The sequence below is a fragment of the Cupriavidus pampae genome (genome assembly GCF_914271485.1).
GTDB classification, from domain to species: domain Bacteria; phylum Pseudomonadota; class Gammaproteobacteria; order Burkholderiales; family Burkholderiaceae; genus Cupriavidus; species Cupriavidus pampae.
Map to the genome: position 1 here is coordinate 14,503 of NZ_CAJZAG010000012.1, position 14,382 is coordinate 28,884.

The window sequence follows — 14,382 nt, forward strand, 5'->3', positions numbered from 1 at the left end:
CGGCAAAGTCATCGGGAAGACGGTAGATTGGTAGAAAAACCAACAATATTGGACGGATGTCCGTCTGTGGTGCGATGGCACGTTGCGTGAGGGGCTGGCGAAAAAAAACCGCGCCAACGGCGCGGTCAATCTCTACTCACGGTACTACTACCACTTCACGGTTCGGAAATCTGCGGGTTGCTCTGGCTCGGCTGCTGACGCCTGCCCTCAGTGAGGGCTGGCGTCAGGTCCTTGGCGATCGCAGCGAACAGGCGGTCGTAGGCCTCAGCGGCCACGGCGCGCTCGGGCCCGCGCGGATAGATCGAATGCGAGGCATGGGGCCTGTCCTGCGCGCCGTAGACCAGATACTGGCTCAGACGTCCTTCCTGACGCTCCACGATATCTTGCACGTAGGATTCGAAGCCGCGCGCCGCCATTTCGACCGGCGTACTCCAGTACGGCTTGGAGCGGAAGCCATCGTAGTACTTGGCATCCGTCAGCATCGACGTATCGTGCTTGTGCTTGCCCGGTTTGAAATTGGCGACGTCCGCCACGGCGTTGTCGGTCCGCTGCTTGTTGCTGATGGCCAATGACGCCACGACATTCAGAATGTGCCGGGCGGTGAGATCCTCGACATCGCCGCCGTATTCGCGATAGGCATCCACAATCGCGCCTTGGAAGCTATCCGCATTGGCGATCGACTGGATGCCGTATTCCGCCAGTTCCGGCACGGCGCACAGATGCTGAGCCAGTATGGCCTTGGCCCGGCCGCGAAAACCGTCGTCCCGGCGCTCGACAGGCAAGGTGCGCTCCAGCGCGGCCATGCGGCGGTTGAATTCGGCCGTCAGCGCCTCGGTGAGCGTGAGCCGCTGGCCGTGTTCAACCTGATGGCACATCCTCTGCGCGACCTCTTCCGGCGTCGCATCGCGCACGTTCAGGAAGGAGATCGTGCTCTGCAGTAGGAAGGCGACGCCCGCCCGGCCCGATATCAGCTTGCCAAGCGGCATCTCCGAAACGGGTTGCGTGCGCGACAGATCGTAATGCTGGGCCATCCAATAATCCAGCGCATGGAACCACTCGTGCGCGACCGATCCGGCGCCACTCATGCGGGTCAGGTTCATTACCGTCCGCATCGGTTCGAAATGGGCAGCACCGGCGCGATGCCCCCCGGCGCCACGGGCGCCAAAGGCGATCGCCATGGTCCCCCCCAGCCCCATGGCTTTGTCGGGCAGGCGCAGCGCTTGCGCGAGATCCGCAAAGCCATCGTAGGCGTGGTCGAGCACGATCTGCCGTTCATGCTGCGGCAGCCAGTTGCCATATTCCAGCCCGCGAAACCCAAAGCGCGTAAGGAACATCTCCTCGGTGACCGGTTGCCCGTCGCGGAAATCTGGCCCTCGGCGCGCAATGTGCGCGAGATGCTCGAATTCCGGTACCGGCTTGGGCACCTTCGCCGGCGCGTCCGCTGGCGCATCCGGTGCGGCGGCGGCTTCGGCCTTGAATGCCCAATCCCAGCCGAGCCCGGTGGCTGCGCGGGCACGATGAAGCGTGCGTTGCAGTTCCGGATAGTTGATATTCATCACGCCGTTCGGCATTGGCCTGCCGATGGCCTTCATCAGTTCGCGGCCAATGGCCCGGTAGCCCGCCCCGTCACAGAACCAGTGACTGCGGTCCCAGACATGGTACGGATCGTTGACGAGACCTGTCTGTGTGATGATCCGGTAGTAGGCGCCCGCCAGATCCTCGACCGTACGAACGTCTGCCAGCTCGATCTGGATCACCGTCGCGGCACGCACGAAACTCGCACAGCGTTCCGGCGTCAGCGGCTGCGCCGCGCGCGACCTGAGCATGTCCTGCTTGGTATTGAAGCCGCCGCGCTGGGGGTTTACCGGGAAGGCGTTGCGCAAATCCCGGATCAGATAAGCCACCTCGGGCGCGACACCGCGCTCGCGCATGGCGAGCAGGTCGAGCTTCGGCCAGACGTTGTCCTTGATGACGAGCTTGCTGAGTTCGCGCTCGTTCATGCTCGCGAGCTCTTCCTCGCGCAGACCGACCTTGGCCAGATCCTTACGGGCGCCCCCGATCTTTTCGCCGGCGTCCTCGCGCCGCCCTTCCGCCAATGGCGCACTGCGCTGCCGCACCGCGTCGATGACCGCCCGCACAGCCGGCTGAATGGGCTGCGCGGCAGCCAGCTCATGTTTCTTCTGCGCCAGCGTTTCCTGCAGCGTATTGCGGAACTGGGAGAGGAAGTGCAGGAAACCCCGGTCGAATGTCGTATCAAAGGCGCTGGGCTTGATGCCCGACAGGGCCATCAGTGATGCGGCATCGACCAGCCCCGCCTTCTTGCCGAACGGCTTCACGGCGAGCCGCATGGCGCCGGCAATGAAATCAAAGTCCTTGTCGACCTGCGAGACGAGCGTCTCGTTGTTCCACGACGCGGGGTCCAGCAGTCCTGCCGCATTCAGGCCTTCGTAGCGCTCACGCACCGCGTGCATGTGACGCAGGAACGTCAGGTGCGCTTGCGCACCCGGAACTTCCACCTCGGGCTCGGGAACATGCAGGGGATTGATTTCGAGGTAACGCGCGTCGCGCAACACCAGCAGTTGCTTGCCCGGATGGGCGTAGGCGATGGGGATACCCCATTCGAAGCGTTCACGCTCGACGCCTTCGATATCGCCATCGTTGGCCTCGACCGCCGCCTCATAGGTCGGGTAGACAATCGCGCAGGCCGACAGGCGAGGGGCTTTGATCGGATATCCGTCCATCCCAAGCGTGGCCATTCGGACGGCCGATTCGACGGCACGTACCGGGTGGAAGGCGCTGTAAGCACTGAGTATCGATGCCAGTTCTTCCTGCGGCATCTCGGCCTTGGGGACGTCGGTGTACTCCAGCACCAGATTGACTGGCAACGCGGACCGCTGTGCGGCCAGTGCGGCCATCCGGTCGCGCGGGATCGACCAGTACACCCCCGATTCTGCGCCGTCGAAACGCTGCAGGCGGCTGATGAAGCTGCGTACGGTGTCGGCCGTAACGTACTCGTGATCGAAATGCTTGATCTCGCGCAGGCCGAATTCCTTGACGTCGTCGGCATGCAAGGCGGGGACGAACCGGCGAATAAACGGCGCCGCGACGTCACCCATCGCGGGCGAATAGAAGTACAGGTGGCGCTTGGCCTCATTGGTCAACCGCTCGATCTCGCGGCGTGACAGCTGTTCCCCGACAGCGGCATCATGCGCTCGTTCGGCCCCGGACCGCACTTCGGAGGCGAGGTACGTAAATCCGACGTCGCGCATGACGCGCAGCAAGTCAGCCTGCGGGCCGAGACCGCTCTCGCGCGCGAAGCGTTCGCGGTCGAGGATGGCCAGCTTGAGAAAATTTCGCCCGACCGAGGGGTTCCACGCCACCGACAGGCGGGCGCCGAACCTCGTAAGATCGGGCCACCACATGCGCATGCTGGTGTCAGCCATGCTCGCTTTCCTCACCGTCACGACGCGCATCGTTGTCCTCGAAGTGGAGCCATTCGCCGCAGATGGGTGCGTGAAGCGACAACACGTCGACTGCACTCACTTCGTCCACAGCGCGCCCACGATGCGTGCCGCAAATGAATTCTTGTTGTTCCCGCGTCAGCGACACTTCGAGTTCTAGTACGGTGCTGACGAGGAGCTGCACGCGTAAGCGGTCTTCATCCCGTGGTGATTCCGCGACCGCCACTACCAGCATCTTTGCGGCAGCGGTGTCATCCAGTACAGCCCCGCCATGGCCCTCCAGTTGGAAGGGCATCGGCCAGTGGTGCGTGAACGTCGCCCAGAACAACTGCCCCTGCTGGACGGCATCTACGCCTCGATAGATGGAGGTCACGGTGTCAGCTCGGATCCGGTGCTCAGGCCAACCTTGCTCAGCAGGCGTTCGACCAGTTGCATCATCTGTTTGAGCTGCTCGCGCACGCGTTCCGCAATCGTGCGCAAATACACACCACGGTCTTCGCCAAAGCCCGGCAGATTGATGGTTTCATCGACTACCTTGGTGATGGCCTTGCTTACCCGTTCCCTGCTTTCATCGGTTGAGTTTGGGTAATCTTTAGTTACGCTTTTTACTCGGGCGTCGAAATTATCGCAGGCTTCTTGGTAAGCCCCCACGAGAGTGGGGTGCTTTTCCCATAGCTGGTCCATGCCTTCCTTGAGGGGGCGCAGGTCGGGATCGGTCGCGAGATTTTGCATGATGGTCTGCACCGGCATGCCGTGCTCGTGGGCGAACGACTGCATCTGGTCCTCCCAGACGGTGAAATCTTCGGTCGCGCGCAACTTGTCGGCGGCATCGACGACATCCTTGCAGGCGGCGTCGATCCGATCGAGCTTGTACTGGGAGATGAATTTGCCCGAGGTGTAAAGCGCAGAGGCCTCGCCGATCGACATCGCCTCGCCTGCTGGCACGGGCACCTGCGTCGCAGGTGCGGCGTCCAGTCCCATCTGCGCGTGCGTGCGCTTCAGGTGTCGGGCGGCGCTCGATAGGGCGAGGAACGGCATGGCGAGCCCTCGGCCGACCAGATCGGCCACGCCGGCACCAGCGCTGCTGCCGGCGGCCACCATCTGCTGCGGCGGCTGGCCTTGGCCGCGTGCAGCGCCCTTGCCGGCGTGCTCCGGGGTCGCGGGCGTCTGTGTATCATCGGCGTCCGCTTGCGGCTGCGCAGGCGTGCTGGCGGCCGCGCTCGGGACGGGGGCGCCGCCGTTAAGCGAGATCTTTAGGCGCTTGCCGCGCGGCGGCGCTGCGTTCTGACCGCTCAGCGCACGTTGGGTCGCCGCCAGTTTTTCGTCGAGCGTGCTTTCGCTGGAGACCTGCGGGACCGAGTCGAGCAACGCGACGCCCTTTGGCGTCGCCGTGCCAAGCTGGACCGCCTCGGGGGCGATCTCCTCCTTCGACATCTTGCACAGGTTCGCGAGATCGGCGATCGACTGGATGCTGGCAAGCGGATCGGCGGTCGGCCCATCCGTGGCCGGGGTCGCGGCCTGCGTGGCCGCGCTTTCTTCCTCCGGCGTCACAGGCGCCTGTACGTCGGCAGCAGCCGGCTCCGCCGGCGCGCCCTCGGGGGCCACCACCGCAACCGGCTCATCCGCCTGCGCAGCCGCCTCCAGTGCTGCAGCCGGGATCACGTCGAGCAGATCGGCAGCCGAATGCACATCGGCCAGCACGTCGGTGTCGGGCGTGTCCACGTCATCGCCGGCCAGACTCGGGTCGGCCAGCGGTTGGTCATTGTCTGCGCTTTTCAAAGAGCCGAGAGTAAGCTTCTTTGCCATGATTCACATTCCTCGTTGGGTTCCCACTTTGTCTTCGGCCGCCGCGTCCGGCGACCTGCCTCCCTGCCGCCTTAATTCGTCTTTCGCTGCGCTGCGACTGCGACCGCACGGCTGTACGTCGCGTCAACGCGCGGGTTGAAATACGCTTGCGTATTGAAGGCGAGGCGCGTGGCCAGCATGCCTTCCATCCGAGCGTACTTTTCTTGTATCCGGGCTCGCAGCCAGAGCTTGGCGCCCCGGATGCGGGCGATTTCGACCCATAAACCGCGAGTACTCATCTCGGTCAGACGAGTTTCCCATTCCGTATCGAGCGAGCGCCGCAGCATTTCGGCTTCGACTATCTGCTCCTCGCTCATGCCTTCGTACGTTTCGTACGGCGGCGTGTCCGGCATCCCGTAGCGCTCGGTTTCGGCGACGCTCGGCTGCGCGGCCTGCGCTTCCTTGGCCTGCTCGTCGGAGCTGGCCGCGTTCGGGTTGCTGCTCAGGCCGCCCCCCACCGGGGTTGGGGCCGCGCCACCGGTGCCTTGGGTCACCGTGCCGGCATCGGCCGTGTGAGGATAAGTCTTGCACATGTATGACAGCGGGTTGCGCATGTAGCGGCTGCGCGTGCTGTCGGTCCCATCGTTGGTCTCCCGCAGCTTGGTGCCGCCGTAGCCCGTCACATACTCCAGATGCAAGTGGACTGGCAGACCGTCGCTATGGTCCATGTGATTCGAAGTGCCCCCAGCGACCCCGATTTTATCCCCAGTTGCGACCCTTTTCTGCCCGACCCCCCCTTCGGCATCCTTGAAACCGATAGCGCCGCCGCTTTTGATCGACGGCTCGACCTTGGCCAAGTGGCTGTAGAGCAGGATGTCCCCGTTATCACGCTTGATCGCCACGCGGTTACCATAACCCGAACCCCAAAACCCCGCACCAATAACAGTGCCATTATCGGCGGCCAGCAGGTCGGCACCGGTATTTCCGTTGCGTGCGCGCATATCCACGCCCCAATGGGTCCGGGGCGCCGAGTAATGGCTGAGGTTCCGGGTCTTACCGAAGGTACTGGTTACGGTCACCGGATTCATCGCCACCGGGTCGGCCAGACAGGCATCGGCAAGAACCGAGGGCATCGCGGACGACACGGCGGCCCCCACCATCAACTGAGCAGCGGTCGGGATGCGCATCACTGCACCTTGGCCCGCGCGGCGCGGTCTTGAGCCTGCTGGGCGGCCGCGTCGGAAAGAACGGCGATCCCCTGCCCGCCGTTGACGCCCCCAGCGTTGCGGGCACGGGCGGCCAGCATGGCGGCCGTCAGGCCTTCCATGCGGCCGGCCTGTTGGTAGGTCTGGTTGAGCAGGTAGAGCTCGGTCGCGGACATTTTGGCGTATTCGACCAGCAGGCCGCGTTCGCTCATGGATGCCTTGCTCTTGGCCCACTCTTCGTAGTTGTCGCCGCCGGCGTAGGTGCCAATCTTGGCCTGCAGGGCGTCCAGCACGCTCTGGCCGGCTTGCCCGTCGCCGCGTCGCTCGGTCCACGACTGGATGCTCTTGAACGAGGCTTGGCTGACCGAGCGGATGGCGTCTTCGCTGCGCTTGGCGTCCAGATAGGACTGGCCTGCCGGTGTCTTGGCGGTTTCGGCCGAGATCGCGGTGCGCGGCACGCCAAAGAGGTTGTTCAGGAACGCATTCTTGGCGGTGTTCTGCGCCGAGTTAATATCCGCCGACGCAAAGAGATTGGCGGCGTCCACGTCGAGCCCCGCATACTGGCCGGCACTCGCGCACAGGCCGGCGGCCGCCTCGTCGGCCGTGCAATAGATGCCCTTGGCGTCCTGCAGCCGGCGCGTGAAAATCGCGGTCTTATCGCGGATGAAGCGTCCCGGCCCCGCGTCAAGTTCACGGATCACCTTGTCCTGCATATCGCGGGCGGCTTCACCAATGGCCACTGCTACGCCTTGCGAGCGCGTCACTTCCCCGCAGGGGTCGTAGCCCTGACCGGTCGCGGCGTTGTAGTCCATGATCGTGCTATGGACCGTTTCGCGTTGCGACAGGTCCGCAAACACGCTGGCCATGCCTTGCTTGGCCCCCATGTTGACCGTCGTTTCCTTTTCGGCCGACGCGTTGATCTGCATGGCCAGCACCTTCATGGCCGACTGCACGCGCATGCCGTTGAGCACGCGAGACACGGCATAGGTCTCCATCATGCCGTTCAGGGCGCCGGCGACCGTGCCGGCCGAGGCCGTGATACCGGTCGACCAGATGGAGTCGACCACAGCGGGGCAGCCCCAGCCAGCAGCGAGTCCGGAGGCGGACAGCAGGGTCGCCGAGACGATCAGCTTGTGGACGGTGTTGAGGCGCTTCATCGGGCCACCTTTCGTGCGGCTTCCTGTGCCAGCGCGACTTGTTCGGCGCGGGCGGCCAGTTGAGCCTGCCCGCCTTGATTTTCGAGCTCCAGCAGCGCCGCGAGATTGGCCTCGGTGCGCAGGTTGCTGCGCAGGTTCTGCTCCAGCTGCTTCAGTTGCAGGCCCTGAATCTTGACGATGTCCACCAGCACGCCCCGCTGGGCTTGGCTAGCCTGATCCTGCGCCCACTGCATGGCGCGCGAGGTACCGAAGTACTGGCCAATGCGTTCGGCCATCGGCGCATTCAGCGTCTCGGTGTCGATCTGCAGCGACTTGAGCGAGTTGGCGGCCAGCCCGAGGTAGGCATCCTTCTTTTTCTTTTCCAGCACATAGGCGCTGCCTTCCGGGGTATTTACGACCCCCTTGGGCAACGCGGCGTCGGGCATGCCGATGATGTTGTTGATGACGGCATTGCGTGCGGTCACCATGTCGGCCGACGTGTCGGTGTTGAAGATCAGTGCCGCATTGGTATCGCCACCGGGGATCTTGCCCACGCTGCTGCACACGCCGGCATCGACATCGGCCTGTGTGCAGAAGAGCTTGCGGTGCTGGTCCTCGCGGGCGCGTAGGATATCGGCCTGCACGCCGTAGCGCCCGCCGGTCGCTTCGACTTCGGTGCGCAGACGCGTGGGGACAGCGGTGCGGGCGGTGGTCTCTGCCTTGGCAAGCGTCTTCACCCCCGTTAGCTGGCCGCAGGGGTCAAAGCCCTGCGACGAGTAGTCGAGCATGATCTTGTCGACCAGCTTGCGGTCCGACACGTCCTTGACCACAGAAGCGAGTGCCTCCTCGGCCTGCGTGCTAACGCGGGTGTTCTTTTCCGAAGACTGCGCCAGCTGTTGGGTCATGACCTTGAGGGCCGAGATCATGTACTGGGTCTGCACGGTGTCGGTGGCGATCAACTGGGCGCCGATCGCGCCCACGTTTGCCACGAGCGCGGTCGCCGCCGCACCGGCAGCGGTTACCACGAGCGGTTCCGTGCCGCCACAGGATGCCCACGCCACGGTCGCGCTGGAGGTCAGCGCGACGAACGTGACGGCGGTTTTCTTCAAACGGTGCGTGCGGGTCATTGCGTATTGGCTGGTTTGCGGGCTTCGCCGGCAAGCTGCGGGGTATGAGCCTCGATCTGGCGCATGAACGAGAAGCGCGCCATCGAGAGGTAGGCTTCCTCCTTGCGCCGGACAGCTAAGGCGCTCACGCACTGGGCGTCCGTGCAGGCCCCGGCACGCGGCATGGCCTTGACCGGGACGATGTTCTTCACGTAATCGGTGGCCGCCTCGGTCTGATCCCAGCCGAAGGTCTTGCCCGGGGCCAGATGCATCGAATAGTCGCTGTCGCCGCCCTGCATGCCGTTGGCATTGAGCGTGCAATAGCCGGCTGACGCTTCGGACACGGTGCAGTACCGGCTCAGGTGCCGGCTGTTGCGATCGGCAAGCTGGGCGGCATAGGGAAATTTGGTCGCCTTGACCGTGGTGCCCAGCAGGCCGGAGACGCCGCCCGCGTTCACGCGCCCGGTGTCCGACGTTGTGTAGATGCGCTGCATCCCCGCCTGAGCACTCTGGCCCGTTTTACCGGACGTTTCCTGCACGGCTCCGGCCATGGCGAGCTGGTAGCACGGGTCCGAGAGCTGTCCCGTCGGGCCGAACTCTTCCAAGGACTTGCGCACCTGCGAGGTGTTGTAAATGTCCACGATGGCCGAGCCCAGCGCCTGCATGGCTTGCATGCGCAACTGGTTCTTCTTCTCCGCCGACGCCTCGGTCTGCTTGGCCACCGCCTTGTAGGTGCTGGCAAGCTGAGAGATCTGATAGATCCACGCCATCACGCCTTCGGCATGCGCGACGGCCGGCAGCGCCATGGACACCATGAGTGTCATGGCGCCCACCAGTCGGGAAACGCGGGTCCGCATTGTCATTACCGGCCAAACACAGAGGTGCCCACCGTGGCGGGCGTAACCGGCTGGGCCTGCTGCGGCTGCTGCTGGTATTGCGGCGCGGTCTGGTAACTGGTCATCGGTGCGGGACTGGCGGCCGGTGTGCTGCTGTAGGCCGTCGGGCTTGTCGGTGTCACCGGCGTGTTGGCCGGCGCCGTGATGGTTGTACCGCCACCGCTGATCGTGGTGCCGCTCGTGCCGGCCGGGGGGCTGTTGGGCATCGTGTTGGCCGGGATGCCGTCGAGCACGCCCTTGACGGTCACTTGGCCGCCATAGCTCGTGCCATAGGAGGCGACGCTCTGTCCCGCAATCGTGGTGTCGATCTGCGTCTTGAAGCCCGTCACGACGCCCACGGCATTGTTGTACTTGCCGATCACGTCGCCCATGGCGTTGCGCGCAGCCGTACACACCTTGCCCACCGCAGCCTCGCTGGCTGCCTTGATGGCGTATTGCGCGGCTTCGGTGATCCAGCCCACCGGATCCGGGATCAGCTTCGACAGGTCGAAGCTCGTATTGAGTAGCGAGTCGATACAGGAGCTGGCGGAGCCCACGGCAAAGTACTTCGAGACGTCGGTACCGGTCACGCCGATCAGCTGGATCTTGCTGTTCACGGCCTGCTGAATCGAGTCACTGATCGGGCACGGTGGCGCTTCGGTGTTGGCCGCTTGATATTGCTGCGCGGAGACGGACACGATGCCGACTGCGCAGGCACCGCCCACCGCCCACGCCAGCTCGCGCGGTTTCGGGAACTTCGCCGCGAGGCGGCGCAGATCGGGAAAGGCCATCACTGCACCTCCATATGTCGGCTGATCGCGCGCATGACCATTTCGGTGTTGTCCTTGCTGAAGGCGCGGGAAAGGATCTGCGTGCGGAACAGGGCGCGCACGCGGCGGAACATGAGCCCGGCGTTCACATCGTCGGTATCGTTGCTCTTGCAGTACGCCACCAGCTGCACGAAGAATTCGGGCTGCTGGGCCTGCAGCCCGTGCAAGATGTAGAAGACGCTGGACGCCTTGAGGGCGGCCATCGCCTGCACGAACGCATAGTTGTTCGGCTGGATGCTGTCCCGGTAATCCCGCAGGATGTCTGCGAGGCGGGCCAGCTGCGTGCGCAGACGCTCGCGGACTGCGGGCTCCTCCCGGACGTCGCTAAATCGCTGCACGGTCCACGACTCCACCGCATCCATGAAGCCAATCACCGAGAACAGCGTCGCGGTCCGGTCTACCTTCAGGAAGTGCTGATTGACGTGCGTGGGATCCAGCGAAAATTCCTTGAAGAACTCCGGCGCCTCACGAAAGGCTTCGTGCTCGGTCACCAGTGACTGGACAGCTGGTTCCACAAAATACCTCGCAGTAGTGGGAATTATTGGTATAGTCTAAGTGATAACGCAAAAAATTAAAACTATTTTTGTATTCGGAGCCGATATGAAAGTCTTTTCGTGGCTGGCCAAACGCCGTCAGGTCACACAAATGCTCGCGCACATTGACCACTCGGTGCGCCAGCGGCTGGCCGAGCGCGAGCCCATTTGGGCCGAGTGCAACGCCGACATCCAGCGGGACTACGTGCCAAGCACGCGACCGCCCGAGGCGAAGGCCGCTGGCAAGCCCAGCCCGGCCCCCGTCGAAGCGGTGCCGGAATACCTGCGTTGACCCGGTCACCCTGACAGCGGGCCACCCTGCCCCCTCGCCTGCCAAGCAAAACGGCCCGCGCTGCGGGCCGTTTGTCATGGGGTAGTCCATCGCCCTACTGGGTTGCGGCCGGCGCGCCCGTTGCAGGCGACGCCGATTCCGGCGATGCCGGTAATGCGGACGTTGTCGTGTGGCTCGCTGCCCGCACGCAGACATCCGACACCGCCGGGACCTCCTTGGCGCAGCGCGCCTTGATGGTCTGGGCGAGCTCCTCTTTCTTGCGGTCGCTCTCCGAGAGCGAGTACATGCAGAAGAGCACCGTGGCCGCCGCCAAGGCCAGCATGGCGATCGACGGCCGCCAGCGTCGCGCCCCATCCTTATTCGTCAACGTGTCCATATCCATCCTGTTGTGGCGGTACCGCATTCAGCCCAGTTCCGGGGACTGGCCCACCAGCCGGCGGGCATGCGCCGCGCCAGACCCTTAAGGTTTACGGCAACCCACCCTACCCACTAACCCACCCAGAAGTGGGATCCCTTATTCTTTTCCCGTCGGCAGAAGCCCCGCCGCCCTTGCACTACCTGCCGCCCGGCCGTGCCGAGACCGCTTCCATACTCCTTTGCGTGCAACCGCATCCACCCCGCAGCCCTTGCTGCGCACCACATGGCGCCGCAGGCGCCAACCGGCTTTCGCCGGCCTTGTGCTCACCTACCGATCCAACGGAACCCACCCCAGCCGCACGGCTGGCGGGGCGCCGGTGTTGCCGGCGCCCTTGCGTCACCACGCTCGTCTCTGCGGCCTCGCGGGCGCGCGCTCCCTGTATCGCTTCTGGCATTCTTTGACATTGCAATACCAACGCTGACATCGCACTGTCTGCCTTCCCATAGTGCAAGGCCGGATGACGCGGTCCGCCGTCGCTGACCTTCACCGTCACGGGGCCGACATGGCAGTACTGTGTAGCCGCGTGTAGATCTGCTGCGCGATGACGTAGTCGATCAGGTGTTTGCCATGCGGAGTCGCGCTCACGAAGGCCCGGATCTCCGCCGGTGAGAAGGAAAACCACGCCGGCAGTTTGAGCTTGCGCTTGGCCGCGCTGTCTGCACTGTTGCACTGCTCGCACACCACCGTCGCGGGAAACCGCCCATACGGCCCATTGAACTGCAGATGGTCGCCGCTGTGGTCGTGGTGTTTGTGGTACCCGCCGACCCAGCCGTAAAAGGCGTCTGGCCGGTGCGGGAAGCGCAGGGTCCAGCGCAGAATCTCGAATGTCGTGCGTGCGCAGCCCGGGCAGCGCCAGTCAGGCGGCAGCCCTTGAAAGATTAGCCTACAGTGCTGACCATCGAAGGCCGCAAAGTCGTCCGGCGTCGGTATCCGGCGATCGCGGTTGTGGTCGACCACTTTCTCACGGTCTCGGTCCCTCAGGCCCGTGCCCCGACACAGGATACAGCCCGGTTTTGGAGTGCGGGGTCGTTCCTGCGGTGGCACGCAGCGGCACAGGCTGCTGGCGCGCAACGCTTGAAGGGCGGGGAACGTGTCGGCGGGTGGAAGTGTCATGGTGCCTTCAGTTCAGGCGCTCGCCATCCAGCGCCACGCACCACTTGTGCGTGAGCGATGCACTGATCGCCTGCAGCAGGCGGTAGACGCCCCGCGCAGGCTTTGCCTCGACGCGCACCCCATCTACGCACAGGCCACAGTCCTGCCAATCAGCATAGACCGTGATCGTGTGCCGGTTCGTCGCGTGAGGGGCGAGAAACTGGCGCAGCGTGCGCAGGTAGCGCAGGGAGAACGTGGTATAGACGTCGGCAATCACCGCATCGAAGGCGGCGTCGACGGTGGCATCCAAGGTGGCGCGTTCAGGCAAGTCCCCGGGCCGCGCCGGTGTCCCGCCGGTCGGAGTCCATGCCCGGACGGCGTCGCGCAGCGCCAGCACGGCAAGCCCGGCGGGCGCATAGGCTGCATCAGCGCGCCCGCCGGCGGGCGCGCCCCTCACCTCCTGCAGCGCCACTGGCGCTCTGAATGCTTCGACAGACGACATGAACCCTCACCTCATGGGAGAACATCATGGCACCGATGATATATACTCGGAGAGTATCTGTCCACCATGGGCGGCTAGACGTTGATGGGCTCGTGTTGTGCCGGGAGCACGATGCCGGCACGATGCCACGTGAGAACCTCGCCGATGTACTGCCGCGCCATGCCGGGCATGTCGCGTTACTGGTTCGATGTGGACGGCAGGAGCCAGTTGTCCAGCGCACGCTTGCTGGCGCCAAACCGCGCGGCAAAGGCCGTGCGTCCGAGCTGGAGCTCGGCCATGGCTTCGCGCAGGAACTGTTGCTGCGGGCGCTCCGCCTCCCTCATATCGCTCACGTCCCACATAGCGCGCCGGGTGGCCATCCTCTTAGATCCAGCTTTCGAGGATGTTCGGGTCGTCCCGCTCACTGCGCGCAAGCCGAATAAGGCCCGGAGGCAGCTGGGCCCGCAAGGCGGCAAGCGTCTCGGCCTGCAGGATGTCATCGGTGAGTGTGTGGCCGTCACTGTCGACTTGAAACCGGCGCGCAACGAAGGGCGCAGCGCTGCCGGCTGGCATGGCGTAGACCGTCCAGATATCGAGGGCGTTATCTTGCGTCATCGTTCGCTCCGTGCGAGGTCAGCGTGCTCACGCGCGCTCGTCTGGGCGGTGCGGCGTCCCGCCAAAATTGTGACGGTTGTAGGCTTCCCGCAGTTGCGCGTCGGTCGTGTAGCGCGTTTCCAACCACGGGAACGGAATACGCAAGAAGTGGTTGTGCTCGGCCTCGGTGAGCTCGGTCCAGCGATAGGCATGCCCATCTTCGCCGGGCACTGCGAGCTCGCCGTTCCAATAGCGTTCGAGCGCGCGCAGGCGCTGCTGGCCGTCAAGCAACAGGTAATGGTTGTGATCGTTCGTATAGGACCAGTTGACCATGTACGCACCGGGACTTACTCCCATCCAGAGACTTTCAAGAAAGGCAATGCACTGATCGTCGCTCCAGCGCTCACCACGCTGGAAGTCGGGGAGCTTGAAGCCCAGCACGCGGCGTCCCGTGAAGGTCGGATCTTCGATGCGGTCCTTGTTCCACAGGAGTGCACTCAGCATGCCTTGCATGGCAGAGCCATAAAACCTGCGGGCGGGGTGGCGCAAGGGCGCGGCCGTATCGTTAGTCATG

16 protein-coding genes are annotated in these 14,382 nt (G+C 64.3%); 1 reads left to right on the plus strand and 15 read right to left on the minus strand.

Features of this window, described 5'->3' with window-relative positions; translation table 11 throughout:
* Positions 1–155: 155 nt before the first annotated feature.
* The 9 genes from LDO41_RS27060 to LDO41_RS27100 form a co-directional block, all read right to left on the minus strand.
* The gene (locus LDO41_RS27060; RefSeq protein WP_223993974.1) at positions 156–3,443 is read right to left on the minus strand and encodes an LPD1 domain-containing protein; all 3,288 of its coding nucleotides are present in this window, start codon (positions 3,441–3,443) and stop codon (positions 156–158) included.
* Entirely contained in the window at positions 3,436–3,834 is a 399-nt protein-coding gene (locus tag LDO41_RS27065; RefSeq protein WP_223993975.1) for a hypothetical protein, read from the minus strand. Before LDO41_RS27065 ends, LDO41_RS27060 begins: the two co-directional genes overlap by 8 nt.
* Positions 3,831–5,267: a hypothetical protein gene (locus LDO41_RS27070; protein ID WP_223993976.1), complete on the minus strand. Its 1,437-nt coding sequence runs from the start codon at positions 5,265–5,267 to the stop codon at positions 3,831–3,833. The genes LDO41_RS27065 and LDO41_RS27070 overlap by 4 nt, the downstream gene beginning before the upstream one ends.
* Positions 5,268–5,338: 71 nt before the next feature.
* Positions 5,339–6,433: a M23 family metallopeptidase gene (locus LDO41_RS27075; protein WP_223993977.1), complete on the minus strand. Its 1,095-nt coding sequence runs from the start codon at positions 6,431–6,433 to the stop codon at positions 5,339–5,341.
* A complete protein-coding gene (locus LDO41_RS27080) occupies positions 6,433–7,608 on the minus strand; it encodes a hypothetical protein (RefSeq protein WP_223993978.1) in 1,176 nt (391 codons plus the stop codon). Before LDO41_RS27080 ends, LDO41_RS27075 begins: the two co-directional genes overlap by 1 nt.
* Positions 7,605–8,714 carry a hypothetical protein gene (locus tag LDO41_RS27085; protein ID WP_223993979.1) on the minus strand — a complete coding sequence of 370 codons (1,110 nt, stop codon included), beginning with the start codon at positions 8,712–8,714 and terminating at the stop codon, positions 7,605–7,607. The genes LDO41_RS27080 and LDO41_RS27085 overlap by 4 nt, the downstream gene beginning before the upstream one ends.
* Entirely contained in the window at positions 8,711–9,517 is an 807-nt protein-coding gene (locus LDO41_RS27090) for a hypothetical protein (RefSeq protein ID WP_223993981.1), read from the minus strand. The genes LDO41_RS27085 and LDO41_RS27090 overlap by 4 nt, the downstream gene beginning before the upstream one ends.
* A 38-nt stretch (positions 9,518–9,555) precedes the next feature.
* A complete protein-coding gene (locus LDO41_RS27095; protein ID WP_223993983.1) occupies positions 9,556–10,359 on the minus strand; it encodes a hypothetical protein in 804 nt (267 codons plus the stop codon).
* Positions 10,359–10,913, minus strand: a complete 555-nt coding sequence (locus tag LDO41_RS27100; protein ID WP_223993985.1) for a type IVB secretion system protein IcmW — start codon at positions 10,911–10,913, stop codon at positions 10,359–10,361. The genes LDO41_RS27095 and LDO41_RS27100 overlap by 1 nt, the downstream gene beginning before the upstream one ends.
* Before the next feature lie 85 nt (positions 10,914–10,998).
* Between LDO41_RS27100 and LDO41_RS27105 the strand changes: the two genes are divergently transcribed.
* The gene (locus LDO41_RS27105) at positions 10,999–11,223 is read left to right on the plus strand and encodes a hypothetical protein (RefSeq protein ID WP_223993987.1); all 225 of its coding nucleotides are present in this window, start codon (positions 10,999–11,001) and stop codon (positions 11,221–11,223) included.
* 94 nt (positions 11,224–11,317) lie between these two features.
* Here the strand turns inward: LDO41_RS27105 and LDO41_RS27110 are convergent, their stop codons facing one another.
* The 6 genes from LDO41_RS27110 to LDO41_RS27135 all read right to left on the minus strand — a co-directional run bounded on the left by LDO41_RS27110 (position 11,318) and on the right by LDO41_RS27135 (position 14,381).
* On the minus strand, positions 11,318–11,590 hold the full coding sequence (locus tag LDO41_RS27110) for a hypothetical protein (protein ID WP_223993988.1): 273 nt from the start codon (positions 11,588–11,590) through the stop codon (positions 11,318–11,320).
* Positions 11,591–12,130: 540 nt separating this feature from the next.
* Positions 12,131–12,598: a hypothetical protein gene (locus LDO41_RS27115; protein WP_223993990.1), complete on the minus strand. Its 468-nt coding sequence runs from the start codon at positions 12,596–12,598 to the stop codon at positions 12,131–12,133.
* A 163-nt stretch (positions 12,599–12,761) separates the two neighbouring features.
* Positions 12,762–13,235 carry a hypothetical protein gene (locus tag LDO41_RS27120; protein ID WP_223993992.1) on the minus strand — a complete coding sequence of 158 codons (474 nt, stop codon included), beginning with the start codon at positions 13,233–13,235 and terminating at the stop codon, positions 12,762–12,764.
* Positions 13,236–13,411: 176 nt separating this feature from the next.
* Entirely contained in the window at positions 13,412–13,594 is a 183-nt protein-coding gene (locus LDO41_RS27125) for a hypothetical protein (protein WP_223993994.1), read from the minus strand.
* A 4-nt stretch (positions 13,595–13,598) separates the two neighbouring features.
* A complete protein-coding gene (locus LDO41_RS27130; protein WP_223993996.1) occupies positions 13,599–13,829 on the minus strand; it encodes a hypothetical protein in 231 nt (76 codons plus the stop codon).
* Between the two features lie 27 nt (positions 13,830–13,856).
* Complete coding sequence (locus LDO41_RS27135) at positions 13,857–14,381, minus strand: DUF262 domain-containing protein (protein ID WP_223993997.1); 525 nt, start codon at positions 14,379–14,381, stop codon at positions 13,857–13,859.
* Between the last annotated feature and the right edge of the window lies 1 nt (position 14,382).